The organism is Streptomyces sp. NPDC001137, assembly GCF_040298885.1.
Taxonomy (GTDB): Bacteria; Actinomycetota; Actinomycetes; order Streptomycetales; family Streptomycetaceae; genus Streptomyces.
In genome coordinates, this window is the sequence record NZ_JBEPBA010000006.1 from 89,257 (window position 1) to 113,066 (window position 23,810).

The window sequence follows — 23,810 nt, forward strand, 5'->3', positions numbered from 1 at the left end:
GCCGGGTCCGGCACAGGCGCGGATTGCCCGATCATGGGCATTTTGCCGAGTCATGTACGCATGGGCGGCTGTCGCAGGCGCGCCGACGTGGCAGGATAATGTGACGAGGATCACCCTGTGAGGTGGTGTGTGTCATGGCCATATCGGAGAAGACGCCCGGCGCGGGAACCAGACCAGGACTGAAGCGCGAGATCGGCTTCGTCGGCCTCATCTGGGCCTCGGAGGGATCGATCATCGGATCCGGGTGGCTGTTCGGCGCCCAGGGTGCCCTGGCCGCGGCCGGGCCGGCGGCGATCATCTCCTGGGCCATCGGCGGCGTGGCGATCCTCATCCTGGCCCTGGTGCACGCCGAGCTCGGCGGAATGTATCCGGTGTCCGGCGGAACCGCCCGCTTCCCGCACTACGCCTACGGCGGCGCCGCCGGCGCCTCCTTCGGCTGGTTCTCCTGGCTGCAGGCCGCCACGGTGGCACCCATCGAGGTCCTGGCCATGATCACCTACGGTCAGCACTATTCCTGGGCGCACGGCTGGGAGAAGATCAAGGGCGGGGAGCACGTCCTGACCGGGTCCGGCATCGCCGTCGCGGTCGGACTGATGGCGGTCATCACGGCGATCAACTTCCTCAGCATCCGGTTGCTGGCCCGTACCAACAGCGCGGCGACCTGGTGGAAGGTCGGTGTCCCGTTGCTGACGATCTTCGTCTTCGCCATCGCCGCGTTCCATACGGGCAACTTCACCGCGGCCGACGGATTCAACCCCTACGGCGCCAAGGGCATCCTGTCCGCCGTCTCCACCAGCGGCATCATCTTCGCCCTGCTGGGCTTCGAGCAGGCCGACCAGCTGGCCGGCGAGAGTGCCCATCCCAAGCGGGACATCCCGCGGGCGGTGATCGGATCGATCATCCTCGGCATCATCATCTACATCCTCCTGCAGGTCGCCTTCCTCGCCGCACTCCCCGCGAACCAGATCGGCCACACCTGGGCCGACTCCGCGTTCAACACCCTGAGCGGACCGTTCGCCCAGGTCGCCACGCTCATTAGCCTGGGCTGGCTGGCCACGATCCTCTATCTCGACGCGGTGGTCTCCCCCGCCGGAACCGGCCTGATCTACATCACCGGCTCCTCCCGGGTCTCCTACGGCCTCAGCCGCAACGGCTACGTGCCGTCCGGGTTCGAGAAGACCAACGAGCGCGGTGTCCCCTGGGTGGGTCTGATCACCGCCTTCGTGATCGGCTGCATCTGCTTCCTGCCCTTCCCGAGCTGGCGCTCCCTGGTCGGGCTGATCACCAGCGCGAGCGTGCTGATGTACGCGGGCGCCCCGCTCTCCTTCGGCGTGTTCCGCAACCGGCTGCCCGACGCCCACCGCCCCTACCGGCTGCCCGGCGGCAGCTGGATGTCGCCGCTCGCCTTCATCGTCGCCAACCTGCTGATCCTCTGGTCGGGCTGGACGACCGACTGGAAGCTCGGCGTCGCCATCCTCATCGGCTACGTCATCCTGGTCGCCAACCGCGTGTTCAAGATGAACCCGATCACCCCGCAGCTGGACCTGCGGGCCGCGCAGTGGCTGCCCGCCTACCTGATCGGCATGGGCCTGATCGTCTACCTGAGCGACTTCGGGCCACTGAAGCACCCGTGGTTCCCGCTGTGGTGGGACATGCTCGCCACCGCCGTCTTCAGCCTCGTCATCTACTACTGGGCCATGGCGGTCGCCCTGCCGGCCGAGAAGATCCAGTACATGATCGACCAGGTCGTCGTCCCCGAGGAGGAAGAGGTCCTCTGACCGGGGCCTTTGGCCCAGTCGGCCGGCAGGGCATGGAACGGGTCAGCAGTCCCGGAACTCCGGTGACTGGTTCAGCACCTGCGACCGCACCGAAGTGAACCGCCCGTACGTCTCGCCGTGCCGTGCCCCCGGCCGGAAGGCCGCCACCCGGTGGCAGTTCTGGAAGGCCAGTTCCACGCCGAAGTGGCGTTCCAGGCTGCCGCGGATGGCGTCGCCGGCGAGGGCGCGCAGGAGCTGGCCGCGCTCCTGCTCGGAGGGCGGAGGGGTGTGGTTGTCGGTGAACTCCGCCGTGCCGCCCTTGAGTTCGCCGGCGAGGGAGGCGATCAGGTCGTAGGCGTACGGGAGGGACGTGCGGATCGTGTCCACGAAGTCCTCCTCGCGGATGTCACCGGACTCGGCTTCGGCGAGGAGCTTCGGGGAGACGTCGAGAGACATGAAAAGGGGCGTCCGTTCAAAGAGGTGGTGGATGTGCTTCACGGGGGGATGGTCAGGTGAGCGCCGTCGGGCCCGGTACGAACTCCGGGTCCACCTGGCCGGCCAGGTCCAGGCCGGTCGCCTCGTCCGCCCACGCGCGGGCATTGCGCAGGTGGAACTCGACGGCGTGGCGGTGGAGGGCGGGCCAGTCCCTGGGGTGGGCGTCGACGGTCTCGCGCAGGATGTTCAGGGCGTGGCGGTTGTGCGGCTCCAGGGCGTCCAACCCGCCCTCCGCGCGGCCCTGTTCGGCCGCCCGCACCCAGGGGGAGTGGACCAGGTGGGTCAACAGGTCCTCACCCACCTGCTCCTTGAGGAACAGCAGGTCGTCCTCACCCGTCACCTTGTTGCCGATCACGGCGATACGGATCCCGAACTCGCGGGCGTGGTCGCGGTACTGGCGGTAGACGGAGACGCCCTTGCGGGTCGGTTCCGCCACCAGGAACGTGATGTCGAACCGCGTGAACAGGCCCGAGGCGAAGGCGTCCGCGCCCGCCGTCATATCGACGACCACGTACTCGCCGGGGCCGTCGACCAGGTGGTTGAGGTAGAGCTCGACGCCGCCGAGCTTGGAGTGGTAGCAGGCCACCCCGAGGTCGCTCTCGTCGAACTCGCCCGTCACCATCAGCGGCACGTCGCCCACGCGCCGGACATGGCGGGTGTGGAGTTCGTCGTCGCCGAGGAGCCGCAGGAGGCGGGAGCCGCGGCCGGGCGGGGTCGTCTTGATCATCGCCTCGCGGGAGGCGATGCGCGGGTTGGCGCCCCGCAGATAGTCCTTGATCTCGGGCAGATGGGCGCCCAGGGGCGGGGCGTCCAGATGGTCTTCGTCGTGTCCCAGCGACGCGGCCAGGTGCTGGTTGATGTCGCCGTCGATGGCGAGCACCGGCGCGCCGGAGCGGGCCAGATGACGGGTGAAGAGCGCGGAGAGGGTGGTCTTGCCGCTGCCGCCCTTGCCGACGAACGCGACCCGCATTACCGGGCCGACCTCATTTTGAAAATGAATGTCATGTGGCTAGGTTTTAGGCAGGTTCCGACGGTCTGTCAAATCGACGGGGCCGGATGGTGATCGGGCGGCGAGCGATCGGGCGCTGATCAAGAAGGCGTGCTGAATGCCACCTCGCCGAGCTGCTCGCGTTCGCTGCCGCGGACGGCGGCTGCCGCGCCGTCTACCTGCACACCGTGCCGTCAGCGCGGCTGCGGTGGGGTTGTTGCCGAGCGCGTCAGCGCTCCGCCGTGAGAGCCGGGATGCGTTGTCGGTTGTCTGCCGGCCCGTTGTGGCTGGTCGCGCAGTTCCCCGCGCCCCTCGCGGGGGCGCTGCCGGGCTGCTTCCTGACCTGTGCGCCGCGAACCGGCGTTGTTCAGGACGTCGACGTGACCGGCTCGCGCTCCGACTCCAGGTCCAGCATCTCCTCCACCTCGCCGTCGCGGACCCGGGACGTGCGCCGCAGCCACAGGATGTCGCGGCCGAAGGACCAGATCAGCGAGCCCAGGGCCAGCACGACGACCCCGAGGGTGGCCATGGGGGGCAGGTAGCCCGAGGCGGCCAGGAGGAGGCAGATGCCCTGCATGGCCGCGACCGTCTTGCGGGCCGTGCTCGGCGGCAGGGAGGCGTTCAGCCACGGCCAGACGCGGGCCGCGGCGACGAAGGCGTAGCGCATGCCGCCGATGAGCAGGACCCAGGGGCCGAGCTGCATGGAGACGTAGACGCTGAGCACGAGGATCAGGAACGCGTCGACCTCCATGTCGAAGCGGGCGCCCAGGGGGGTGGACGTGTTGGTGGCACGGGCGACCTTGCCGTCGACGCCGTCCAGGATGAGGGCCACCGCCGTGAGACCGACGAGGGCGGTGACCGGCGGGGAGCTCTCGAAGGAGTCCGCGACCAGGGCCGTCACACCGCCCACCAGCGTCGCCCGGCCGAGCGTCACGCGGTTGGCCGGGCCGAACGAGCGGGGCCGGGTGCGGTGCAGCGCCCGCGAGAGCACCGCCCACATGGCGACGGCGAAGACCAGGCCGGTCAGCCAGCCCGCCGGCCCCATGCCGATCGCCGTGCCGAGCAGGGCCAGCAACAGGATCTGAACGCCCGCTCCCACAGCGGTCTCCTGCTGGACCAGCCTTGCGTCGTAAGTGTTGTTCAGGGCCACCGCACACCCTCCGGCCGAATGACAAAGTCGATCAACGCCGCGTACTGTGCGCGGCCTGTGCACACCTCGGTACGTGAACAACTTCCCGATCGTTCAGGAGGAGGCCGGATGAACCGCATCGCACGCGCGTTCTGGCTGAGTCGTCCGGGTCTCGGTGAGATCCGGAGCGTCGACCTGCCCGAACCCGAGGAGGGCGAGGTGCTGGTGCGCTCGCTCTACTCCGGTGTCAGCCGCGGCACGGAGACCCTCGTCTTCCGCGGCGGCGTTCCGGAGAGTCAGCACGCGGCCATGCGAGCGCCGTTCCAGGAAGGCGAGTTCCCCGCACCCGTGAAGTATGGCTACCTCAGTGTCGGCAGGGTGGAGGAGGGGCCCGAGGAGCTGGTCGGGCGTACGGTTTTCTGTCTGTATCCGCACCAGACGCGGTATGTGGTGCCGGTCTCGGCCGTTACGGTCGTGCCGGACACCGTTCCTGCCGAGCGGGCCGTCCTCGCCGGGACCGTGGAGACCGCAGTGAACGCCCTGTGGGATGCCGCGCCGCTGGTCGGCGACCGGATCGCGGTGGTCGGCGGCGGCATGGTCGGCTGCTCGGTGGCCGCCCTGCTGGCCCGCTTCCCGGGCGTACGCGTGCAACTCGTCGACGCCGACCCGGCCCGCGCCAAGACCGCCGAGGCCCTCGGAGTCGACTTCGCGCTGCCCGAGGACGCGCTCGGGGAAAGGGACCTCGTCGTGCACGCCAGTGCCACCGAACAGGGCCTCGCACGGGCCCTGGAACTCCTGGCCGCCGAAGGCACCGTCGTCGAACTGAGCTGGTACGGCGACCGGAAGGTGAGCCTCCCGCTCGGCGAGGCCTTCCACTCACGGCGGCTGACGATCCGCAGCAGCCAGGTCGGCACCGTCTCCCCGGCCCGCGCGAACCGCAGCTACGCCGACCGGCTCGCCCTCGCCCTCGACCTGCTCGCCGACCCGGCACTCGACGCACTCATCACAGGGGAAAGCGCGTTCGAGGAGCTCCCGGAGGTGATGCCCCGGCTGGCGGACGGCGAGATTCCCGCCCTGTGTCACCGTGTGAGGTACCCCGAAACGGCCTGACCTGAGAAAAGAGTGAGACTCGGCTGAACGGGGGGAAGCGAAGAGCCGTACTACACGGCATCCTCCGGCGGTCAACGGCCGGAGGACCAGACGCGCCGCACCTGGAGGGTCGTCCGTTGTTCAGTGTCACCGTCCGCGATCACATCATGATCGCCCACAGCTTCCGCGGCGAGGTCTTCGGACCCGCGCAGCGCCTGCACGGAGCGACGTTCCTGGTGGACGCCACGTTCCGGCGCGAGCAGCTGGACGACGACAACATCGTCGTCGACATCGGACTCGCCACCCAGGAACTCGGTGCCGTCGTCAGCGAGCTGAACTACCGCAACCTCGACAACGAGCCCGAGTTCGCCGGCGTCAACACCTCCACGGAGTTCCTGGCCAAGGTCATCGCCGACCGGCTCGCCGAGCGGATCGAGAAGGGCGCGCTGGGCGAGGGCGCCAAGGGCATCGCGGGCATCTCGGTGACCCTGCACGAGTCGCACATCGCCTGGGCGAGTTACGAGCGTGCCCTGTGACCGACGTGACCTTGGAGAAGGTGGAGAACGCGCCGGGGGAGGCGGAGATGCCCTCGCTCAGCTATGTGCCCGTGCAGCACTCCGCCCTGAAGAACGCCGAGATCATCCCCATGTCCCTGCGCTCCGTGCACTTCGTCATGCCGGGCGGCGTCGACGACCCGGCCGCGCCGAGCGGCGGCAACGCCTATGACCGGCGCGTCAGCCTGGACCTGCCCGGCTTCGGCTGGCAGGTGCACAAGCACGCCGTGGCGGGCGAGTGGCCCCGGCCGGGGGCGGCGGCCCGTGCGGAACTCGCGCGGACCCTGCGGGAGTTGCCGGACGGGACGGTCGTCCTGCTGGACGGGATCGTCGCCTGTGGGGTGCCCGAGATCGTCGTACCGGAGACGGAGCGGCTGAACCTCGCGGTCCTCGTGCACCTTCCGCTCGGCGACGAGCGGGGCCTGGAGCCCGCCGTGGCCGCCGAGTTGGACGCCAAGGAGCGTGACGTGCTGCGGGCCGTGCCCGCCGTGATCGCCACCAGCGACTGGGCGGTCCGCCGCCTCGTCGCCCACCACGGCCTCGCCCCCGAGCGGGTGCACGTCGCCGCCCCCGGCGCCGACATCGCGCCTCTCGCCTCCGGCACCGACGGCGTCTCCCGGCTGCTGTGCGTGGCGTCGGTGACCCCGCGCAAGGGGCAGCACCGGCTGGTGCAGGCGCTGGCCGCGGCAGCCGACCTGCCGTGGAGCTGTGTGTGCGTCGGAGGACTCGGGCACGACCCCGAGTACGTCGCCCATCTGCGGCTGCTGATCAAGGAGCACGGTCTGGAGGACCGCATCCACCTTGCCGGCCCGCAGGCCGGTGCCGAGCTCGACGCCAGCTACAACGCCGCCGACCTCATGGTCCTCACCTCGTACGCGGAGACGTACGGCATGGCGGTGACGGAGGCCCTCGCGCGCGGCATCCCCGTGCTGGCCACGGATGTCGGCGGTCTCCCCGAGGCGGTGGGACGCGCGCCCGACGGCGGTGTCCCCGGCATCCTCGTGCCGCCGGAGGACCCCGCCGCCCTCGCCGCCGAACTGCGCGGCTGGTTCGGCGAGGCCGACGTACGGCGCCGGCTGAAGGCCGCCGCCCGGGGCCGGCGGGCCGCCCTGGACGGATGGGCGACCACGGCCCGAAGCCTTGCCGGAGTACTGGGCCGGCTGCCGAGCGAGCCCAGGAGGGCGGCATGAACAGGACGGCACAGATCAGCGAGAAGATTCCGGCGCAGCCCGGACCGCGGGGCGACTCCGAGACGGATGACTCCGTGATCCCCGGCGCCGGCCCCGCCCCGCGCCCCGGCGAGCGCGCCACCGTGCGGCTACGGGACACCGGGCCCGAGGAGCCGCCTCGCTACGCGCCCGAGTGGCTGGAGCTGCGCGAACCCGCCGACGCCGCCGGACGGGCGCACGACCTGCTCGACCCGCTGCGGATCCGGCTGGCCAATCTGCCGGGCAAGGCCGGGCTGGTCATCCACGACCTGGGCTGCGGCACCGGCTCGATGGGCCGCTGGCTCGCACCCCGTCTGGACGGCGCCCAGCACTGGGTCCTGCACGACCGCGACCCGTACCTGCTGCACTTCGCGGCCGTCGCCTCCCCGCGCTCCGCCGCCGACGGCAGCAGGGTCACCGTGGAGACACGCCGCGGCGACGTCGCCCGGCTCACCCCGGACGCACTCGCCGGCGCCTCGCTGGTGACGGCCTCCGCCCTCCTCGACGTCCTCACCCGCGAGGAGATCGAGACCCTCGCCGCCGCCTGCACCGGGGCCGGCTGCCCCGCCCTGCTGACGCTCTCGGTGGCCGGACGCGTCGAACTCACCCCGTCCGACCCGATGGACGAGGAGATCACCGAGGCGTTCAACGCGCACCAGCGCCGTGGCGACCTGCTCGGCCCGGACGCGATCACGGTGGCCTGCGAGGCCTTCTCGGAACGCGGCGCGACGGTACGGGTCAACCCCAGCCCCTGGCGCCTCGGCCCCGACGAGGCCGCGCTGACGGCCCAGTGGCTGCGCGGCTGGGTGGGCGCGGCCGTGGAGGAACGCCCCGAGCTGAAGGCCCGTGCAGAACGGTATCTGCGCGACCGCCTGGCCGCCTGCGAGGCGGGCGAACTCCACGTCGTGGTCCACCACAGCGACCTGCTGGCACTGTCGCGGCCGACGGGCGGCGCGGCATGAGCATCGAGACGGTACGGGCACACGTGGTGCGAGCCGGCCTGGAGACGCGAACCGAATGCGCCGTCCGCCCGGCAGCGGCGGCGGGTGCGGCCGGCGGTGCCGCCTCCGTCGCGGTCGAGGTATGGGCGGACGGCGCGCCCTGCCTCGCCGCCCGGGATGCGGCGCTGCGGACGCGGGTGGATGTACTCGCGTCCGCCGCACCCGTGGGTCCCGCCGTCTCCGAGGCACGTATCGGCGTGATCGTCTCCGCGGCCCGGCCCGAGTCGGCCGCCGCGCGGACGCCCCGGTGGCGTGCCCTGGTGTCCCGTCTCAACTCCCGTGCCGTACGGACCCACTTCGGTACGGTCGCCGGTGCCGTCATCCTCGGGGCGCTGCTGTGGCGCCTAGGTACTGGCGTGCTGCTGGACGGGCTGCGGCGGATCGACACGACGACGCTGGTGCTGGCCCTCCTGATCGGTGTGGCCACCACCGTGCTCAGCGCCTGGCGCTGGGCCCTGGTGGCCCGGGGCCTGAAGATCCGGCTGCCGCTCGGGGAGGCCGTCGCCGACTACTACCGGGCACTGTTCCTGAACGCGGCCCTGCCCGGCGGTGTCCTCGGCGATGTGCACCGGGCGGTACGGCACGGGCAGAGCGCCGGTGACATGGGCCGCGGCGTGCGCTCGGTGGTCCTCGAACGGGTCGCCGGGCAGGTCGCGCTGACCGTCGTCGGCGGGGCCGTGCTGCTGACGATGCCGTCCCCCGTGCTCGCGGAGACCCGCCACTTCGCGCCGCTGGTCGGCCTCGCGGTGGTGGGCGCGCTCGCCGTCATGGTGGCGCTGCGGATGAACCGGGCGCCCTCCCGCCGCGGGCGGGCGCTGCGCGCGACGCTCGCCGAGGCGCGCGAGGGGCTGCTGTCGCGCCGCAACTGGCCGGGTGTAGTCGTCTCGTCAGTGCTGATCCTGGCCGGCCACATCGCGATGTTCGTGCTGGCCGCGCGGGTCGCCGGCTCCGGCGCCTCGGTCGCCGCGCTGCTGCCGCTCGCGGTCCTCGCGCTGATCGCGATGGGCCTGCCGCTGAACGTCGGCGGCTTCGGCCCCCGCGAGGGCGTCGCCGCCTGGGCGTTCGGAGCGGCCGGACTGGGCGCGAGCAGCGGTGTGGCCGTCTCCGTGGTGTACGGGGTGCTCAGCTTCGTGGCGGCCCTGCCCGGCCTCGCCGTCCTCGTCGCCCGCTGGTACACGGGCCTGCGGGCAGGCTCCGCAGCGGCCGCCGCGGCAGCCCCGGAACCCGCCCGCGAATCCAACTATCCGCGCGCGCTGCCGGCTTCCCCCGTTTCCCGGGTTTCCGCGCCGGAATCGTCCGCCGAGGTGAGGAGTGAGAAATACGCTCCGAAGGAATCCGCCAGGGCTGCGAGCAGTTCCTTCCCCTTTTCCGCGGAACCGAGCGAAGGGCGTCCGATGACGCCCGAGTCGGTATAGCCGGACATCCCGAGGGTGAGCAGATGACGCCGGTCGTCCGCGACGAAATCGGAGGTCTCATAACCGGGGCGGAGCAATTCCGGGTGAGCGTGCAGAAGGATGGAGGTCTCGATTTCTCCCGCGTGCATGTCGGTCAGCAGCGAGGTGGTCACCCCCGCCCGCTGCCGCGCCGCTTCCCAGTCCTCCGCGGCCGGGAACAGTGCCATGCGCTCGCCGCGGGCGGAGGATTCCTGAACGACGTTGCCCAGTACGTAGTTTCCGCCGTGCCCGTTGACCACCACCAGGACGTCGACGCCGGAGCGGCGCAGCGACTGGGCGATGTCACATACCACCGCGTGAAGGGTCACGGAGGAGATGCTGACGGTCCCGGGCCAGGCCGCATGCTCGTGCGAGCAGGAGATCGTCACCGGCGGAAGCAGGTGCACCGGATACGCCGCCGCGATCTCCCGGGCCACGGCACAGGCGACGAGCGTGTCGGTCGCCAGCGGAAGGAACGGACCGTGCTGCTCGAAGCTCCCGACCGGAAGGACCGCGACCTGCGTTGAGACACCCGCCGCCCTGGTCCGTACCTCTTCCGTAGTGTCCGCCGGCACCAGCCCGTATGCCGCCGTACCCGCGCCCGAACCACTCATTTCTTCACGGCCTTTCGTCTCTGCTTAGGAATCAGATCATGACAGATAAAATCGGCGTCCTCGGCAAGAAGTCCCCACAGCGCACGGGCGTGGAACGGATTGTGAATGCCCCGCTGCCCACGGTGTACGGGCAATTCCGGGCAGTGGGGTACATGGATCACGATCGCGGCGACGAGCAAGTGGCCCTGGTCCACGGTGACATCGGCACGGACGGCGTTCTCACCCGGCTGCATTCCGAGTGCCTGACCGGCGACGCGTTCGGCTCCCAGCACTGCGAATGCGGCGACCAGCTCGAATCCGCGCTGAAGGCCGTCGTCGCCGAAGGCAGCGGCATAGTCGTCTACTTGAGGGGCCACGAGGGCCGCGGCATCGGTCTGCTCGCCAAGCTGCGGGCGATGGCGCTGCAGGCGGAGGGCCTGGACACCGTCGAGGCGAACCTCGCGCTGGGGCTGCCGGTGGACGCCCGCGACTACGGCGTCGCCGCCAAGATCCTTCAGGACCTGGGCGTGAACTCGGTGCGCCTGATGTCCAACAACCCGCGCAAGCAGGAGGCGTTGGTGCGGCACGGCATCGAGGTGGCGGAGACCGTCCCGCTGCTGATCCCGCCGTGCGAGAGCAACATCACCTATCTGCGCACCAAGCGGGAGCGGCTCGACCACGTCCTGCCGCATCTGGACGCGGTGGCCCACCTGTCCTGAGCAGGATCGTGCACCACCTCGCCGACCCCGCTCGTCGGCGAGGTGATCCGTCCGCGCCCCCGGGGAGCGGTCAGTCCGCGACCGCCTCGTGGACCAGCCGCTTGAGGTCCGGGAAGAGCCTGAGTGACGACTTCGGCCGGACCTGTGTCATGAACTGCACGGTCAGATCGCGGCTGGGGTCCACCCAGAAGGTCGTCGTCGCCACCCCGCTCCAGCCGAACGTGCCCGGGCCGGAAGGCGCCTGGGTGCGGTCGGGGTCGATGACGACGGAGACGCCGAGGCCGAAGCCCACGCCGTCGTTGCCGGGCTCGTCGTGGGCCGGGCGGCTGCCGAAGGCGCGCAGGTCGGCTCCGCCGGGCAGCTGGTTGCTGGTCATCAGGCCCACCGTCTCGGGGGACAGGAGGCGGACGCCGTCGAGCTCGCCGCGGCGGCGCAGCAGCTCCATGAAGCGGTGCACGTCGTACGCGGAGGCCACCAGCCCGCCGCTGCCGGACAGGAAGCGGGGCCGCCCGCGCAGCGGCAGCCCGGCGATCGGCTCGATGCCGCCGGTGTCGGTCTCGCCGTACAACTCGGAGAGCCTCGGCGCCTGTTCGTCGGTGACGCAGAACCCGGCGTCGGTCATGCCGAGCGGGCCGAGGACGCGCTCGGCGAAGAAGACGTCGAGCGGCTGCCCGGACACGACCTCGATCACCCTGCCGAGCACATTGGTGGCGACCGAGTAGTTCCACTCGGTGCCCGGCTCGAACTGCAGTGGCAGGCGCGCGTACGCCTCGACGGTCCCGGCCAGGTCCGAGCCCGGCAGTACGGCCGAATCGAGGCCCGCCTCGCGGTAGAGGGCGTCGACGGGGTGCTGGTGGTAGAAGGCGAAGGTCAGACCCGCGGTGTGGGTCAACAGATGCCGGATCAACGGGGCCTGGGCGGCCGGGCGGGTCCGGACCTCGGAGCCGGATCCGCTCTCGTAGACCTGGGGGTCGGCGAAGGCCGGGAGGTGGCGGGCGACCGGGTCGTCGAGCGACAGACGGCCCTGCTCCACCAGTATCAGCGCGGCGACCGAGGTGACCGGTTTGGTCATGGAGTAGATCCGCCACAGGGTGTCCGCCTCGACGGGCAGCCCCGCCGCGATGTCGCGCAGGCCGTGGGTGGTGAGGTGGGCGACGCGTCCGCCGCGGGCCACGGCCACCAGGTAGCCGGGCAGGCGTCCCTCGTCGACGTAGTGGGCGAAGTGCTGGTCGAGGCGGTCCAGCGCCTTGGCGTCCAGCCCGGCCTCACCCGGGTCGACCTCTTGTCGCAGCTGTGCCATTGCTCTCCTCCGGGCGCGCTGTGCGCTCTGCTGTGAGTGCCGCGACAGACCGTCTGCCCTCTGCGGCACCATCGTGGCTGGTCGCGCAGTTCCCCGCGCCCCTACAGGGGCGCGGAGCCGCAGCGGACCTTGCCTGTTCTGCCTGGTCTCATCGTCGCTCAGGAACACCGGTGATGGCCCCCTGTTGACCATGATTGATCGTTTCGGTGGAACGTTCCGGCAGCGCGCGGCCCGCCACCGCCCCCGCCATGGCCACCACGGCGAGGACGACCAGCGGCAGCCCATGCCCGTGGCCGAGCCCCAGCAGCGTCGTCGCTGCGGCCACGCCCAGCACCGGGCCGACGTTCATCGCGGTCTGCTGCAAGCCGCCCGCCACCCCGGCCGACCCGACGGCGGCCTGGCGTACGACGACATGGGTGGCCGCCACCATCACCGTGCCGAACCCCGCCCCCACCAGCGCGAACCCGGTGCAGAAGCCGACCGTGCCCGAGGCCCGGTCCAGCATCAGGATCCCGGCGGCCAGGACGGCCATCGCGGTCATGGCCGTACGGCGGGCCCCGGCCCGGCGCAGCAGCACGGCGCACCCCGGCGCGGCGACGATCATCAGTGCCGCGAGGGGCAGGCTGAGCAGGGCCATGTGCACCGGGTCGAGACCGAGCGTGTCCTGGAGCAGGAAGGTGGCGACGAAAAGGGTGCCGTTCAGGGCGGCAGACGCGGCGACCAGGATGCCGAGCGCGGAACCGACGGCCGCCGAGCCCGCGATGTCCGGCGGCACCAGAGGGCTCGCGGTCCGCCGCTCATGCCGTACGAAGGCGACACCCGCGACCACGGCCGACACCAGCCCGAGCGCGCTCCCCGTCGTCCATCCGCCGTCCGGCAGCGCGACCAGGGCGTGGACCAGACAGGCCAGGGTCACCGCGAGCAGGACCGCGCCGGGCACGTCCAGGCGGACGGAGGACTGCCGGGGACGCGCACCGCGCAGTGTCAGCCCGAGCAGGCCGAAGACGAGTGCCGGTACGACGTTGACGAAGAACACCGCCCGCCAGCCCGGCCCGGCCACCAGCGCTCCGCCCAGCACGGGCCCCGCCGCGGCCGCCACCCCGATCGCGCCGGTCCGCACGGCGATCGGCATCCGCAGCCGGTCCGGCGGGAACGCGGCCCGCAGCATCCCCAGTGTGGCGGGTTGCAGCAGCGCCCCGAACACACCTTGCAGGACCCGCAGGCCGATCACCCAGCCGACCCCGGGTGCCAGACCGATGCCCGCCGACGTCGCCCCGAAGCCCAGCATTCCCAGGGCGAAGAGACGTTGATGCCCGTACCGGTCGCCGAGGCGCCCGGAGAACACCAGCAGGCCCGCCACCGCGATGAGATAGCCGGTGCTGGTCCACTGGACCTGTGCGAAGGACGCGCCCAGGTCGCGTTGCAGGGTGGGCTGCGCGACGGTGAGGACCGTGCCGTCCAGGGTGACGATCACCGCCCCGACCACGCTGCACGCCAGTGTCAGCGCGCGGTGCCCGCTCATGCGCCGTCGCCCAGGTGCGCATCCAGGGCCGACCGCAGCAGAGGTGCGAAGTCGTCGGTGCCCGTGGCGAGTTGGAGGCTGCCCCAGCCCCACAGCTGGGCGATGCCGTGCAGGTTCGCCCACAGCGCGCCCGCGACGACCCGGGCGTCCGCATCGGGCCGGATCCGCCCGACCAGCTCCACCAGACGCCCGAACAGCGGCAGGCTGGTGTCACGCAGCCCCAAGTGGCCGCTCGCCAGCAGATCATGACGGAACATCAACTCGTACATGCCGCGGCTGTCGAGGGCGAACTCCAGGTAGGCCCGTCCCAGGGCCGCCAGCTGCTCGCGTGGGGGTGCCGTGCCGTCGCCGGTCGCAGCCGAGGCCCGCCCGGCCAGTTCGGCGAAGCCTCGGCGAGCGATGGCGGACAGCAGCTCCAGGTGGGTGGGGAAGTAGCGGCGGGGCGCGCCGTGCGAGACGCCCGCCCGGCGCGCGATCTCCCGCAGGGTCAGCGCCTGCGCACCTTCGCTTGCGACCAGATCCACGCCGACATCGACCAGCCGGTCCCGTAGTCCACTCTCCGACGCATCCATAGACACTGTCTACCAGCCGGACGTAGACAGTGTCTACTCTGGGATGGGTGATGGGGAATGCGTAGATCGGTCCCGCTGGTTGATCGGGGTATGACTCACGACACACTGCTCGAGCTGCTCTCCGACGAGCGCGGCGGCGTACTGGTCACCCTCAAGCGCGACGGCCGGCCCCAGCTGTCGAACGTCAGCCACCACTACTACCCGGACGAGGGCATCGTCCGGATCTCCGTCACCGACGACCGGGCCAAGACCCGCAATCTGCGCCGGGACGCGCGGGCGTCGTACCACGTGTCCACCCCCGACCGCCGCGCCTACACCGTCGTCGAGGGCACCGCCGAGCTCACGCCCGTCGCGAAGGACCCGCACGACGAGACGGTGGAGGAGCTGATCCGCCTGTACCGCGACGTCCTGGGCGAGCACCCGGACTGGGACGACTACCGTGCCGCGATGGTCCGCGACCGACGCCTGGTGGTGCGGCTGAAGGTGGAGCGGACTTACGGCATTCCCAAGGGCGCCAACCGGGGCTGAAAGCGCACGAGCCCGCCCGGCGGTTCGCGATCCCGTGCCGGGTGATGCCCTGTCATGTTCGCCCGCTGCGGCCAGGGTTGATCACCGCGAGGGACAGGCCGAGCGGCGGAGAACGGGAGACGGGGAGAGCGCGGCCTGGTGGATCCGGTTTCGCTGGGCGCCATCGGCGCGGTGGGCGAGGTGACGGCTCCCACCACCCCCGGCCGGCTCGACGACGTGGCCCGCCTGGTGCACGAACGCGAACAGGGCGATCCTCAACTGGCACAGGTCTGGGCGCAGTTCGCCGCAGGCGTACGTGCCCCAGGTGCCGGCTCTGGACCGCACCGCCCTGCCTGCCCACGCCCCGCAGTTCTTCACGGACCGTCAAAAGGCTCTGAAGGTCCTGAACATGGAGTCCGCCAGGTGTCAACGTCGGTCCGCGCACTCCGGCCGCCCCTGAAACCGGCCGGAGCGCGCGGAGGTCCCTCATGATTACCGCAGTGCGCGCCATGCCTCAACAGCGCCTTTCGCACGGCGGCCGACCCAAGTGGGCGGGTGGAGACCTAAGTCCCTGGGTGCAGGGCGGACGACCGATGGTTCCGAGATCACGGACTGACTAGGCTGCGAGCAAGGATGCCGCAGCTCAGGAAGAGGTCATGATGCCGGTCGACAACCGCAGCCACATCCGTATCGCCCGCCCGTCCCGGGACCTCGCCGCCGCCGAGCGGTTCTGGGCGCAGGGGCTCGGGCTGAGTGTGGTGTGGCGGGCCGAGGGCGGTTCCGAACCCGGCGAGCACGACCTGCTGATGCTCGGTTGGCCGGACGCGGGCTGGCATCTGGAACTCGTCCATGAACCCGCGCGGCCCGTCGAGCCGCAGCCCACGGAGGAGGACCTCCTCGTCGTCTACGTCGACGGGCCGGTGCCCGAAGACCTGGTGGACCGGCTGGAGGAGCACGGCGGCAAGCGGGTGCCGTCGCCCAATCCGTACTGGAACCAGTGGGGCGTCACGATCGAGGACCCGGACGGCTACCGGCTGGTGCTGTGCGAGCGGGGCTGGTCGAACGCCTGATCAGGCTCCGGCCGCGGTCCCTCTGTCAGTGGTGCGCAGTACGGTCCTTGCATGGCAGCCACCTTCGATCTCACGCTCGACTGCGCGGACGCACAGCTCCTCGCCGGGTTCTGGAGGACGGCGCTCGGCTATGTCGACGAGCCGCCGCCCGCACCCTTCATCACCCGCGAGGAGTGGCTCGCTCAGTTCGACCTGCCGGACGACGAATCGGTGGACGACGGTGCGTGGCTCTGCGATCCCGATGGCGTGGGTCCCCGGCTGTCCATCCTCGGGGTACCCGAGCCCAAGACGGCGAAGAACCGCCTCCACATCGACGTCCGGGTGCCGGGAGGCGGCAGTCCCGACGAGCGGTGGGCCCGCATCCTGGCCGAGTCCGAGCGCTTGGTGAAGGCGGGCGGGAGTGTCCTGGCGGAGTTCGACGGACACCACATCGTCATGGCCGACCCGGAGGGCAACGAGTTCTGCGTGGCCGCGGCCCCCGCATGACCGACCGCGCGCCGCCCTTGCCCTGCCCCGGGCCGGGGACCTAGCCTCCGCGCGTGATCAATGGTGCACATGTGGTGATCTACACCCGCGACGCCGAGGCGGACCGGGCCTTCTTCCGGGACATTCTCGGCTGGGCGCACGTCGACGCCGGGCACGGCTGGCTCATCTTCAGGGCGCCGCCCGCCGAGGTCGCCTTCCACCCGGCCGAGGGCGAGCCGTCGCACGAACTGATGCTGATGTGCGACGACCTCGACGCGACGACGGCCGAACTCACCGAGAGGGGCGTGAAGTTCACGCGGCCCCTGGAGGAGGCCCGCTGGGGCCGGGTGACCGGCTTCCGGCTACCGGGCGGCGGCGAGGTCGGCCTCTACGAGCCGCGGCACCCGCGAGCCTAGGGCCCCGGACAGCCTCGCGGCCGCGGAGCGATGTGCCCTGAGAGCATGGCCGGAAGGCCGACCTCCGGCCCCGTAGCCGCGCTGCTGCCATGGCCCGGCGCGTACGAGATCTGCGGCCGACGGTGGATCCCCGAGAGGCCGGAGGCAATGGCGGAAGAGGTCGCCTCCCTGGCGGCACACGTCCCGGCGGAGGCCGACAGCTCGGCCGGCCCTGACCCGGGGCGGAAGACCTGCGCGGTGGCGTTCGCGCGGGCCCGGCGGGGGGAGTCACGCCCCCGGGGGGATGGCCGAAGTGGCCGGGAGCGTGGGGTGGGCAGGGTGGAACCCCCGGGTGCCGGAGCCAGGGTGGTGGCCGGGGCCCGGGGGTGTGTGGGGGGCGTCAGGCGGTGACCGTCTCGGGCTGTGACGCGCCTTCGGCGGTTCGCCCGCCGAGGTGCTCCGTCGGGGTCTTGTGGGTCTCGCGGGCCGAGAGGCCGGTGATGACCGGCGGGACGCAGAGGGCCGCGGTGAACAGGGCGACCGAGGACCAGTCGTTGCCGTCGGGGCCCGCGATCTGCGCGGCGAACGTGACCGCGAAGCCGGCCACGGCGAAGCCGAGCTGGGTGCCGATCGCCATGCCGGACAGGCGCACCCGGGTGGAGAACATCTCGCCGTAGAAGGAGGGCCAGACGCCGTTCGCGGCGCTGTAGACGATGCCGAAGGCGACGATGCCCAGGACCAGGGTCAGGGGGTAGTTGCCCGTGGAGATCGCCCACAGGTAGCCGAACATGGCGAGCGCGCTGCCCGCCGCGCCGATCAGGAACACGGGTCGGCGGCCGATGCGGTCCGAGAGGGTGGCCCACAGGGGGATCGCGGCGAGAGCCACCAGGTTGGCGAGCGCGCCCACCCACAGCATGGAGGAGCGGGACATGCCGACGGAGTCGCTGGTGGCGTAGGCGAGGGCCCAGACCGTGAAGATCGTGGAGACCGAGGCGATGATCGCGCCGCCGATCACCCGCAGCACGTCCACCCAGTGCTCGCGCAGCAGCACCGCAAGCGGCAGCTTCACGACACCCTCGCCGGCCGCCTGCTTCGCGAAGGCCGGCGTCTCCTGGAGCTTGCGGCGGATGACGTAGCCGGCGACGGCGACCACGATGCTCGCCCAGAACGGAACCCGCCAGCCCCACGCCAGCAGCTGGTCCTCCGGGAGCGCGGCCACCGGGATGAAGACCAGGGTGGCGATGAGCTGGCCGCCCTGTGTGCCGCTGAGGGTGAAGCTGGTGAAGAAGCCGCGCCTGTTCGGCGGCGCGTGTTCCAGGGTCATCGAGTTCGCGCTGGCCTGCTCGCCCGCCGCCGAGATGCCCTGCAGGACGCGGCAGGCGACCAGCAGGACCGGGGCGAGCGTGCCGACCTGGGCGCGGGTGGGCAGACAGCCGATGAGGAAGGTCGACAGGCCCATCAGGATCAGCGTGAAGACCATGATCTTCTTACGGCCGACACGGTCACCGAAGTGGCCGAGGAAGAGCGCGCCGATCGGGCGGGCCGCGTACGCGACACCGAACGTGGCCAGGGACAGCAGGGTCGCGGTGGCCGGGTCGGACTCGTCGAAGAAGACCTTCGGGAAGATCAGCGCGGCCGCGCTGCCGTAGATGAAGAAGTCGTAGTACTCGAGGGCGCTGCCGATCCAGGCGGCGGCGGCCGCCTTTTTCGGCTGCCCGACGGCTTCGGCGGGGACGGACACGGCTTGCTCCTTCGAGGGAACTCCAACGTATGCGGAGTGAGCGGCGGGGGAGAAGTGCCGGATCCCTGGGGTGGCGGGACGGCCGCGACGGGTGCTACCCGACTAATTAACCCACTGGATAGTTAGTAGCGGGTTGGCTACGGATGTTGCGCCCACGTTTCCCGGGTGTCAAGGGGTGGTGCCGAAGGATCTTGCCGCTGTGCGCGTGACCGGCGTGATCAGTCCGCCGCGCGGTCCGCCGTCAGGTAGGCGATCACCATGTCGCCCAGCATCGTGCGGTAGTGCTCGCGCTGGGCCGGGTCGACCAGGTCGCGGCCGAACAGGGCGCCGAACGTGTGCCGGTTGGAGACCCGGAAGAAGCAGAAGGAACTGATCATCGCGTGCAGGTCGACCGCGTCGACATCGGCCGTGAACAGGCCCGACTCCTGCCCGGCGGCCAGGATGCGGCGGATCACGTCGAGCGCGGGGGAGCCGATCCTGCCCAGCTTCTCGGAGGCGGCGATGTGCTCGGCGCCGTGGATGTTCTCGATGCTGACCAGGCGGATGAAGTCCGGGTGCTGCTCGTGGTGGTCGAACGTCAGCTCGGCCAGGCGCCGGATGGCCGCGACCGGGTCCAGGTGCTCCACGTCCAGCTTCTGCTCGGCCTCCCGGATCACGCCGTACGCCCGCTCCAGGACGGCCGTGAACAGCTGTTCCTTGCCGCCGAAGTAGTAGTAGATCATCCGCTTGGTGGTGCGGGTGCGGGCGGCGATCTCGTCGACCCGGGCGCCGTCGTAACCCGCCCGCGCGAACTCCTGGGTCGCCACGTCGAGGATCTCGGCCTGGGTGCGGGCGGCGTCGCGGATCCGCCCGTTGGGTCGTGCCGGTTCGTCGACGCTGGTCATCGGGTTCCTTCGGGAGTACGGCCAGTGCCGCAGATTCTAGAAGGCGGGCCGGGTGGCGCCGGGCGAGGTCTTCCCAGACGACTGCCGGGCTGATATAGCTAACGTACTAGTTCGTACATTAGCGTTCGGCTCAGGAGGCCCCGTGGCCAAGGACTCGTATCTCGTCGGACTGATCGGTTCCGGCATCGGCCCGTCGCTCAGCCCGGCGCTGCACGAGCGGGAGGCGGACCGGCAGGGCCTGCGCTATCTGTACCGGCTCATCGACATCGACACCCTCGGCGTGCCGCCGCAGGCCGTCGGCGACCTGGTGCGGGCCGCCCGGGACCTCGGCTTCCACGGGCTGAACATCACGCACCCGTGCAAGCAGCTGGTGATCGAGCACCTGGACGAGCTTGCTCCGCAGGCCGAGGCGTTGGGGGCGGTCAACACCGTCGTCTTCGAGGACGGCCGCGCGATCGGTCACAACACGGACGTCACCGGTTTCGCGGCCTCGTTCGCGCGGGGGCTGCCGGACGCTTCGCTGGAGCGGGTGGTGCAGCTCGGTGCCGGTGGGGCGGGCGCGGCCGTTGCGCACGCCACCCTCACGCTGGGCGCCGAGCGAGTCACCGTCGTCGATGCGTTGGCCGATCGGGCCGCGGATCTTGCCGACGGTCTGAACCGGCACTTCGGTGCCGGCCGGGCGGCCGCCGGCACTCCCGATCAGCTCGATCGGCTGCTCGGCTCGGCCGACGGGGTGGTGCACGCCACGCCTACCGGGATGGCCGCGCACCCTGGGCTGCCGTTCCCTGCGGAGCTGCTTCATCCGGGGCTGTGGGTTGCCGAGGTTGTCTATCGGCCGTTGGAGACGGAGTTGCTGCGGGCCGCGCGGGCGGTTGGCTGCGCCACCTTGGATGGGGGTGGGATGGCTGTTTTCCAGGCTGCCGACGCGTTGCGGTTGTTCACCGGCCGGGAGCCCGACAGTGGGCGGATGCTGGTCGACTTCGCGGAGTTTGCTGTGGGGAGCTCGGTCGGTGAGGCCGTGTGACGGGTGCGGGTTCGTTGTGGTTGCTCGCGCCCACGCGGCGGTAGCCGCACGTCGAACACAGCCCCGCGCCCCTGAAGGGGCGCTGCAAGTACCGGCAGTTTGAAGGAGCAGGGTCATGCATACGTCCATTGCCACCGTCTCGCTCAGTGGCTCCCTGACCGAGAAGCTCACGGCTGCCTCACGGGCCGGGTTCGACGGCGTTGAGATCTTTGAGAACGATCTGCTTGCCAGCCCCCTCAACCCGGAAGAGATCCGGGCGCGCTGTGCCGACCTCGGGCTCACCATCGACCTCTATCAGCCGATGCGGGACATCGAGGCCGTACCCGAGGACGAGTTCGCGCGCAATCTACGTCGGGCCCGGCACAAGTTCGAGCTCATGCGGCGGCTCGGTGCGGACACGGTACTTGTCTGCTCCAGCGTCTCGCCGCTCGCCGTCGACGACGACGCCCTCGCGGCCGAGCAGTTGAGCCGGCTCGCCGACCTGGCACAGGACTTCGGCATCCGTGTCGCCTACGAAGCGCTTGCCTGGGGGCGGTACGTCAGTACGTACGACCATGCCTGGCACGTCGTCGAGACCGCGGACCATCCCGCGCTCGGTACCTGTCTCGACAGCTTTCACATTCTTTCCCGCGGGGCCGATCCCAAGGGCATCGAGGACATCCCCGGCGAGAAGATCTTCTTCCTGCAGCTCGCGGATGCTCCGCTGCTCGCGATGGACGTCCTGCAGTGGAGTCGTCACTACCGCTGCTTCCCGGGCCAGGGCGGCTTCGACGTCGCCGGGCTCGTGCGGCATGTGCTGCGCACGGGGTATTCCGGGCCGCTCTCCCTCGAGGTCTTCAACGACGTCTTCCGGCAGGCCGAGGCCGGGCCGACGGCCGTGGACGCACACCGGTCCCTGCTGGTCCTCCAGGAGGCGGTGGGGCTGGCCGAGCTGCCCGCCCCCGTGGTCCCGACGGGGGTCGCCTTTGCCGAGCTGGTCACTCCCGATGCCGAGCCGGTCAGCGAGGTGTTGGGGGCCCTGGGGTTCTCCCGGACCGCGCGGCACCGCGGCAAACCGGTCGATCTGTGGCAGTCGGGGGAGGCCCGGGTGCTCGTCAACACCGGGCTCGCCGCCCGGCGGGACGGCACCGGGCTCGCCGCGATCGGTCTGGAGTCCCCGGACCCGGCGGGCGCCGCGCGGCGCGCCGAGGCGCTGCTGGCGCCCGTCCTGCCGCGCCGGCAGGCGAGCGAGGACGCCCCGCTGGACGCCGTGGCGGCCCCGGACGGCACGGAGCTGTTCTTCTGCGCGACCGGTCGGCCCGAACTGCCCGACTGGCGCGGTGACTTCGAGGATGTCGACCACACCCCGCAGGACCTGGGCGTGCGGCGCATCGACCATCTCGCTCTCGTCCAGCCCTGGCACCACTTCGACGAGGCCACCCTCTTCCACCGCAGCGTGCTCGGCCTGTCCGCCCAGGAGAGCGTGGACGTGGCCGACCCGTACGGCCTGTTGCGCAGCCGTGCCGTCACCGCCGCCGACGGCGGCGTGCGTATCGCCCTGTCCGTCGGCGCCGCGCCCGCCGACGACACGGTCCACGCCCAGCACATCGCGCTGGCGACGGACGACGTGGTGGCCGCGGCGCGCCGCTTCCGCGAGGCGGGCGGGCTGCTGCTGGCGATGCCCGCGAACTACTACGACGACCTGGCGGCCCGGTTCGAGTTCGCCGAGGGGGAGCTGGAGACGTATCGCGAGCTCGGGATCCTCTACGACCGGGACCGGTACGGGGAGTTCCGGCACTGCTACACGCGGACCGTGGGCCGGGTCTTCTTCGAGCTCGTCCAGCGTGACGGCGGATACCGGGGGTACGGCGCCCAGAACGCGCCCGTGCGCCTGGCCGCCCAGCATGCCGCGCGGCGGCTCACTGGCGGCTGACGGTTCTGGTCACGCCGGTGACGACCGTCGTGGCCAGGATCCAGCCGGTGATGATCAGGGCGTAGGCGAGGTACTGGTATCCGCCGTCCGGCGCGAACGCGTCCTCCTGGCCGAAGGAGATCACCGGGAGCAGCAGGTCGAGGGTGTAGAAGACCGGGTTGAAGTGCGGGGCCTCCGACGCCTTGAGGGCGTGGGGGCGGTGCAGGGCGTAGGCGGTCGAGCCGATGGCGAGGAGCGACAGGAGCCATACGGCGGCGCGCAGCGGGCGGAAGCCGTAGCCGACGGTGGCGTCCTGGACATAGCCCCAGAGGCGGCCGTACCAGGCGCGGGTGGAGCGCAGGCGGCGCTGCTTGGCGAGCTGGACCAGGCGGGCGGCGTGGTCGTCGCCGACGCGGCGGTAGGCGGTGGCCAACTGCTCTTAGGCGTGGGGGACATAGCCCTCGGCATCGCGTTCGAGCATGGGGATGCGGCGTTCGGCGGGTTCGTGGGGGGTGAGTGTGGTGTACACGAGGTTGCTCAGATAGACCTCGTCGGGCACCACCTCCGGTTCCAGGAACAGGACGTCCACCTGGGCGCGGCGCAGGTTGAGCCGTCCTTGCAAGGGCGGGCCCTTGCGCAGCCAGAGTTCGCCGATGGTGCAGCTGCTCGCCCGCAGGGCCGAGTCGTCCGGGTGCGACAGGCGGGAGTACGACAGGTCGAAGCGGCCCGCGATGCGGGCGCCGCGCAGGCCGATCCAGCCTGTTGCCTCCACATGCCGTATCAGGAGGTCGCCTTCGACGACGAGGGTCTGGGCGTCGAGGACGGCGTTGCCGGGGTGGTGCAGCCGGGCGTCGCTCAGGTCGACCGATCCGGCGACGGCGGCGCCGTCGAGTCGTATCTCGCCGTGGGTGCGCAGCCCGGGGGCGCACAGGTCGTCCTCGATGGTGACGTGGCTGAGCTTCAGGACCGGCCCGGTCTCCGGCACGGCGGCGAACTCGGCCCGTTCGAGGAACAGCACCCCGGAGATGTGCGATCCGCCCAGGTGCACGACCCCCGTGAACCGGCACCGGGTCAGCCGGACGCTGCCGTCCACGCGGGCCCGCGCGATCATCAGGCCCGGCAGCACGGAGTCACGCAGGTTCAGGTAGGGCAGGTGGGCGCCGGAGAGGTCCGGGGCGTCCGCGAAGTGGCAGTGGCTCAGATGGACGATGCTGTCGACGGTCGCGTGTCTCAGGTCCAGGATGCCGGTGACCCGCGCCCCCTTGACCTTGAGCGCGGCCACTTCCCCCGGCACTCGGGGGCCGTTGAGGAGCAGAGCCCGCAACACCGTTGCTCTGATGCTCCGTTCGGGCCCCCACTGCGCGCCCTCCGCCGTGTCCTCGTCGTCCCCCTCCCGGAAGTCGACCGTCGCCCCCGTCGAGAACGCCCGCCACACCTGCTGCTCGGCCGGCGTCAGATCGTTGATCTCCACAG

At 71.2% G+C, this 23,810-nt stretch carries 22 protein-coding genes and 2 pseudogenes; 13 read left to right on the forward strand and 11 right to left on the reverse strand.

Going from position 1 to position 23,810, the window contains the following annotated elements; translation table 11 throughout:
- The first annotated feature begins 134 nt into the window (after nucleotides 1–134).
- Nucleotides 135–1,778 carry an APC family permease gene (locus ABT254_RS13830; RefSeq protein WP_351468282.1) on the forward strand — a complete coding sequence of 548 codons (1,644 nt, stop codon included), beginning with the start codon at nucleotides 135–137 and terminating at the stop codon, nucleotides 1,776–1,778.
- Nucleotides 1,779–1,820: 42 nt separating this feature from the next.
- On the opposite strand, the gene ABT254_RS13835 is transcribed toward ABT254_RS13830, so the two are convergent.
- The 3 genes from ABT254_RS13835 to ABT254_RS13845 all read right to left on the reverse strand — a co-directional run bounded on the left by ABT254_RS13835 (nucleotide 1,821) and on the right by ABT254_RS13845 (nucleotide 4,390).
- The gene (locus ABT254_RS13835; protein WP_351468285.1) at nucleotides 1,821–2,213 is read right to left on the reverse strand and encodes an SCO5389 family protein; all 393 of its coding nucleotides are present in this window, start codon (nucleotides 2,211–2,213) and stop codon (nucleotides 1,821–1,823) included.
- Nucleotides 2,214–2,265: 52 nt separating this feature from the next.
- The gene (locus tag ABT254_RS13840; RefSeq protein ID WP_351468288.1) at nucleotides 2,266–3,222 is read right to left on the reverse strand and encodes an ATP-binding protein; all 957 of its coding nucleotides are present in this window, start codon (nucleotides 3,220–3,222) and stop codon (nucleotides 2,266–2,268) included.
- A 385-nt stretch (nucleotides 3,223–3,607) separates the two neighbouring features.
- On the reverse strand, nucleotides 3,608–4,390 hold the full coding sequence (locus tag ABT254_RS13845; RefSeq protein ID WP_351468290.1) for a CDP-alcohol phosphatidyltransferase family protein: 783 nt from the start codon (nucleotides 4,388–4,390) through the stop codon (nucleotides 3,608–3,610).
- 108 nt (nucleotides 4,391–4,498) lie between these two features.
- Here ABT254_RS13845 and ABT254_RS13850 point away from each other — a divergent pair, with 108 nt between their 5' ends.
- The 5 genes and pseudogenes from ABT254_RS13850 to ABT254_RS13870 form a co-directional block, all read left to right on the forward strand.
- Nucleotides 4,499–5,479 carry a zinc-dependent alcohol dehydrogenase gene (locus ABT254_RS13850; protein WP_351468292.1) on the forward strand — a complete coding sequence of 327 codons (981 nt, stop codon included), beginning with the start codon at nucleotides 4,499–4,501 and terminating at the stop codon, nucleotides 5,477–5,479.
- Nucleotides 5,480–5,595: 116 nt separating this feature from the next.
- Entirely contained in the window at nucleotides 5,596–5,994 is a 399-nt protein-coding gene (locus tag ABT254_RS13855) for a 6-carboxytetrahydropterin synthase (protein WP_115910305.1), read from the forward strand.
- Nucleotides 5,995–6,041: 47 nt separating this feature from the next.
- Entirely contained in the window at nucleotides 6,042–7,202 is a 1,161-nt protein-coding gene (locus ABT254_RS13860; protein WP_351469111.1) for a glycosyltransferase family 4 protein, read from the forward strand.
- Nucleotides 7,199–8,182 carry a class I SAM-dependent methyltransferase gene (locus ABT254_RS13865; protein ID WP_351468295.1) on the forward strand — a complete coding sequence of 328 codons (984 nt, stop codon included), beginning with the start codon at nucleotides 7,199–7,201 and terminating at the stop codon, nucleotides 8,180–8,182. The genes ABT254_RS13860 and ABT254_RS13865 overlap by 4 nt, the downstream gene beginning before the upstream one ends.
- A pseudogene (locus ABT254_RS13870) lies at nucleotides 8,179–9,306 on the forward strand (lysylphosphatidylglycerol synthase transmembrane domain-containing protein); the annotation flags it as partial. The gene ABT254_RS13865 and the pseudogene ABT254_RS13870, both read left to right, overlap by 4 nt.
- Before the next feature lie 155 nt (nucleotides 9,307–9,461).
- Here the strand turns inward: ABT254_RS13870 and ABT254_RS13875 are convergent.
- On the reverse strand, nucleotides 9,462–10,268 hold the full coding sequence (locus ABT254_RS13875; RefSeq protein ID WP_351468298.1) for a creatininase family protein: 807 nt from the start codon (nucleotides 10,266–10,268) through the stop codon (nucleotides 9,462–9,464).
- 38 nt (nucleotides 10,269–10,306) lie between these two features.
- Here ABT254_RS13875 and ribA point away from each other — a divergent pair, with 38 nt between their 5' ends.
- Nucleotides 10,307–10,966, forward strand: a complete 660-nt coding sequence (gene ribA, locus ABT254_RS13880; RefSeq protein ID WP_351468301.1) for a GTP cyclohydrolase II — start codon at nucleotides 10,307–10,309, stop codon at nucleotides 10,964–10,966.
- A gap of 70 nt (nucleotides 10,967–11,036) precedes the next feature.
- Here ribA and ABT254_RS13885 read toward each other — a convergent pair whose 3' ends face one another.
- The 3 genes from ABT254_RS13885 to ABT254_RS13895 form a co-directional block, all read right to left on the reverse strand.
- Entirely contained in the window at nucleotides 11,037–12,266 is a 1,230-nt protein-coding gene (locus ABT254_RS13885; RefSeq protein ID WP_351468304.1) for a serine hydrolase domain-containing protein, read from the reverse strand.
- Between the two features lie 148 nt (nucleotides 12,267–12,414).
- Nucleotides 12,415–13,788, reverse strand: a complete 1,374-nt coding sequence (locus ABT254_RS13890; protein WP_351468307.1) for an MFS transporter — start codon at nucleotides 13,786–13,788, stop codon at nucleotides 12,415–12,417.
- Nucleotides 13,785–14,360 carry a TetR/AcrR family transcriptional regulator gene (locus ABT254_RS13895; protein ID WP_351468310.1) on the reverse strand — a complete coding sequence of 192 codons (576 nt, stop codon included), beginning with the start codon at nucleotides 14,358–14,360 and terminating at the stop codon, nucleotides 13,785–13,787. Before ABT254_RS13895 ends, ABT254_RS13890 begins: the two co-directional genes overlap by 4 nt.
- A 90-nt stretch (nucleotides 14,361–14,450) precedes the next feature.
- Here ABT254_RS13895 and ABT254_RS13900 point away from each other — a divergent pair, with 90 nt between their 5' ends.
- A complete protein-coding gene (locus ABT254_RS13900; protein ID WP_351468313.1) occupies nucleotides 14,451–14,888 on the forward strand; it encodes a PPOX class F420-dependent oxidoreductase in 438 nt (145 codons plus the stop codon).
- A gap of 81 nt (nucleotides 14,889–14,969) precedes the next feature.
- On the opposite strand, the gene ABT254_RS13905 is transcribed toward ABT254_RS13900, so the two are convergent.
- Entirely contained in the window at nucleotides 14,970–15,212 is a 243-nt protein-coding gene (locus ABT254_RS13905; RefSeq protein ID WP_351468315.1) for a hypothetical protein, read from the reverse strand.
- A gap of 314 nt (nucleotides 15,213–15,526) precedes the next feature.
- On the opposite strand from ABT254_RS13905, the gene ABT254_RS13910 reads away from it, so the two are divergent.
- Genes ABT254_RS13910 through ABT254_RS13920 form a run of 3 tightly spaced genes read left to right on the forward strand, consistent with a single transcriptional unit; the run spans nucleotide 15,527 to nucleotide 16,818 of the window.
- Nucleotides 15,527–15,937: a VOC family protein gene (locus ABT254_RS13910; protein WP_351469114.1), complete on the forward strand. Its 411-nt coding sequence runs from the start codon at nucleotides 15,527–15,529 to the stop codon at nucleotides 15,935–15,937.
- Between the two features lie 51 nt (nucleotides 15,938–15,988).
- Nucleotides 15,989–16,423, forward strand: coding sequence for a VOC family protein (locus tag ABT254_RS13915; RefSeq protein ID WP_351468318.1), 435 nt, complete (start codon nucleotides 15,989–15,991; stop codon nucleotides 16,421–16,423).
- A gap of 53 nt (nucleotides 16,424–16,476) precedes the next feature.
- Nucleotides 16,477–16,818, forward strand: a complete 342-nt coding sequence (locus ABT254_RS13920; RefSeq protein WP_351468321.1) for a VOC family protein — start codon at nucleotides 16,477–16,479, stop codon at nucleotides 16,816–16,818.
- Between the two features lie 379 nt (nucleotides 16,819–17,197).
- Here the strand turns inward: ABT254_RS13920 and ABT254_RS13925 are convergent, their stop codons facing one another.
- Both ABT254_RS13925 and ABT254_RS13930 read right to left on the reverse strand, forming a co-directional pair.
- The gene (locus ABT254_RS13925) at nucleotides 17,198–18,538 is read right to left on the reverse strand and encodes an MFS transporter (RefSeq protein ID WP_351468323.1); all 1,341 of its coding nucleotides are present in this window, start codon (nucleotides 18,536–18,538) and stop codon (nucleotides 17,198–17,200) included.
- A 218-nt stretch (nucleotides 18,539–18,756) separates the two neighbouring features.
- Complete coding sequence (locus ABT254_RS13930) at nucleotides 18,757–19,422, reverse strand: TetR/AcrR family transcriptional regulator (RefSeq protein WP_351468326.1); 666 nt, start codon at nucleotides 19,420–19,422, stop codon at nucleotides 18,757–18,759.
- Nucleotides 19,423–19,564: 142 nt separating this feature from the next.
- Between ABT254_RS13930 and ABT254_RS13935 the strand changes: the two genes are divergently transcribed.
- Nucleotides 19,565–20,446: a shikimate dehydrogenase gene (locus ABT254_RS13935; protein WP_351468329.1), complete on the forward strand. Its 882-nt coding sequence runs from the start codon at nucleotides 19,565–19,567 to the stop codon at nucleotides 20,444–20,446.
- A gap of 115 nt (nucleotides 20,447–20,561) precedes the next feature.
- Nucleotides 20,562–22,358: a bifunctional sugar phosphate isomerase/epimerase/4-hydroxyphenylpyruvate dioxygenase family protein gene (locus ABT254_RS13940; RefSeq protein WP_351468332.1), complete on the forward strand. Its 1,797-nt coding sequence runs from the start codon at nucleotides 20,562–20,564 to the stop codon at nucleotides 22,356–22,358.
- On the opposite strand, the pseudogene ABT254_RS13945 reads toward ABT254_RS13940, so the two are convergent.
- Nucleotides 22,345–23,808: pseudogene (locus ABT254_RS13945) on the reverse strand (membrane-associated oxidoreductase). The gene ABT254_RS13940 and the pseudogene ABT254_RS13945 sit on opposite strands and share 14 nt — an antisense overlap.
- Nucleotides 23,809–23,810: the final 2 nt, after the last annotated feature.

Bases quoted from the DNA above. Each gene is read 5' to 3' on its own strand.
- ABT254_RS13860 (WP_351469111.1), top strand. From the start codon at position 6,042: ATGCCCTCGCTCAGCTATGTGCCCGTGCAGCACTCCGCCCTGAAGAAC.
- ABT254_RS13865 (WP_351468295.1), top strand. From the start codon at position 7,199: ATGAACAGGACGGCACAGATCAGCGAGAAGATTCCGGCGCAGCCCGGA.
- ABT254_RS13850 (WP_351468292.1), top strand. From the start codon at position 4,499: ATGAACCGCATCGCACGCGCGTTCTGGCTGAGTCGTCCGGGTCTCGGT.
- ABT254_RS13840 (WP_351468288.1), bottom strand. From the start codon at position 3,222: ATGCGGGTCGCGTTCGTCGGCAAGGGCGGCAGCGGCAAGACCACCCTC.
- ABT254_RS13940 (WP_351468332.1), top strand. From the start codon at position 20,562: ATGCATACGTCCATTGCCACCGTCTCGCTCAGTGGCTCCCTGACCGAG.
- ABT254_RS13930 (WP_351468326.1), bottom strand. From the start codon at position 19,422: ATGACCAGCGTCGACGAACCGGCACGACCCAACGGGCGGATCCGCGAC.
- ABT254_RS13915 (WP_351468318.1), top strand. From the start codon at position 15,989: ATGGCAGCCACCTTCGATCTCACGCTCGACTGCGCGGACGCACAGCTC.
- ABT254_RS13910 (WP_351469114.1), top strand. From the start codon at position 15,527: ATGCCGGTCGACAACCGCAGCCACATCCGTATCGCCCGCCCGTCCCGG.
- ribA (WP_351468301.1), top strand. From the start codon at position 10,307: ATGACAGATAAAATCGGCGTCCTCGGCAAGAAGTCCCCACAGCGCACG.
- ABT254_RS13900 (WP_351468313.1), top strand. From the start codon at position 14,451: ATGACTCACGACACACTGCTCGAGCTGCTCTCCGACGAGCGCGGCGGC.
- ABT254_RS13830 (WP_351468282.1), top strand. From the start codon at position 135: ATGGCCATATCGGAGAAGACGCCCGGCGCGGGAACCAGACCAGGACTG.
- ABT254_RS13895 (WP_351468310.1), bottom strand. From the start codon at position 14,360: ATGGATGCGTCGGAGAGTGGACTACGGGACCGGCTGGTCGATGTCGGC.
- ABT254_RS13885 (WP_351468304.1), bottom strand. From the start codon at position 12,266: ATGGCACAGCTGCGACAAGAGGTCGACCCGGGTGAGGCCGGGCTGGAC.
- ABT254_RS13890 (WP_351468307.1), bottom strand. From the start codon at position 13,788: ATGAGCGGGCACCGCGCGCTGACACTGGCGTGCAGCGTGGTCGGGGCG.
- ABT254_RS13835 (WP_351468285.1), bottom strand. From the start codon at position 2,213: ATGTCTCTCGACGTCTCCCCGAAGCTCCTCGCCGAAGCCGAGTCCGGT.
- ABT254_RS13875 (WP_351468298.1), bottom strand. From the start codon at position 10,268: ATGAGTGGTTCGGGCGCGGGTACGGCGGCATACGGGCTGGTGCCGGCG.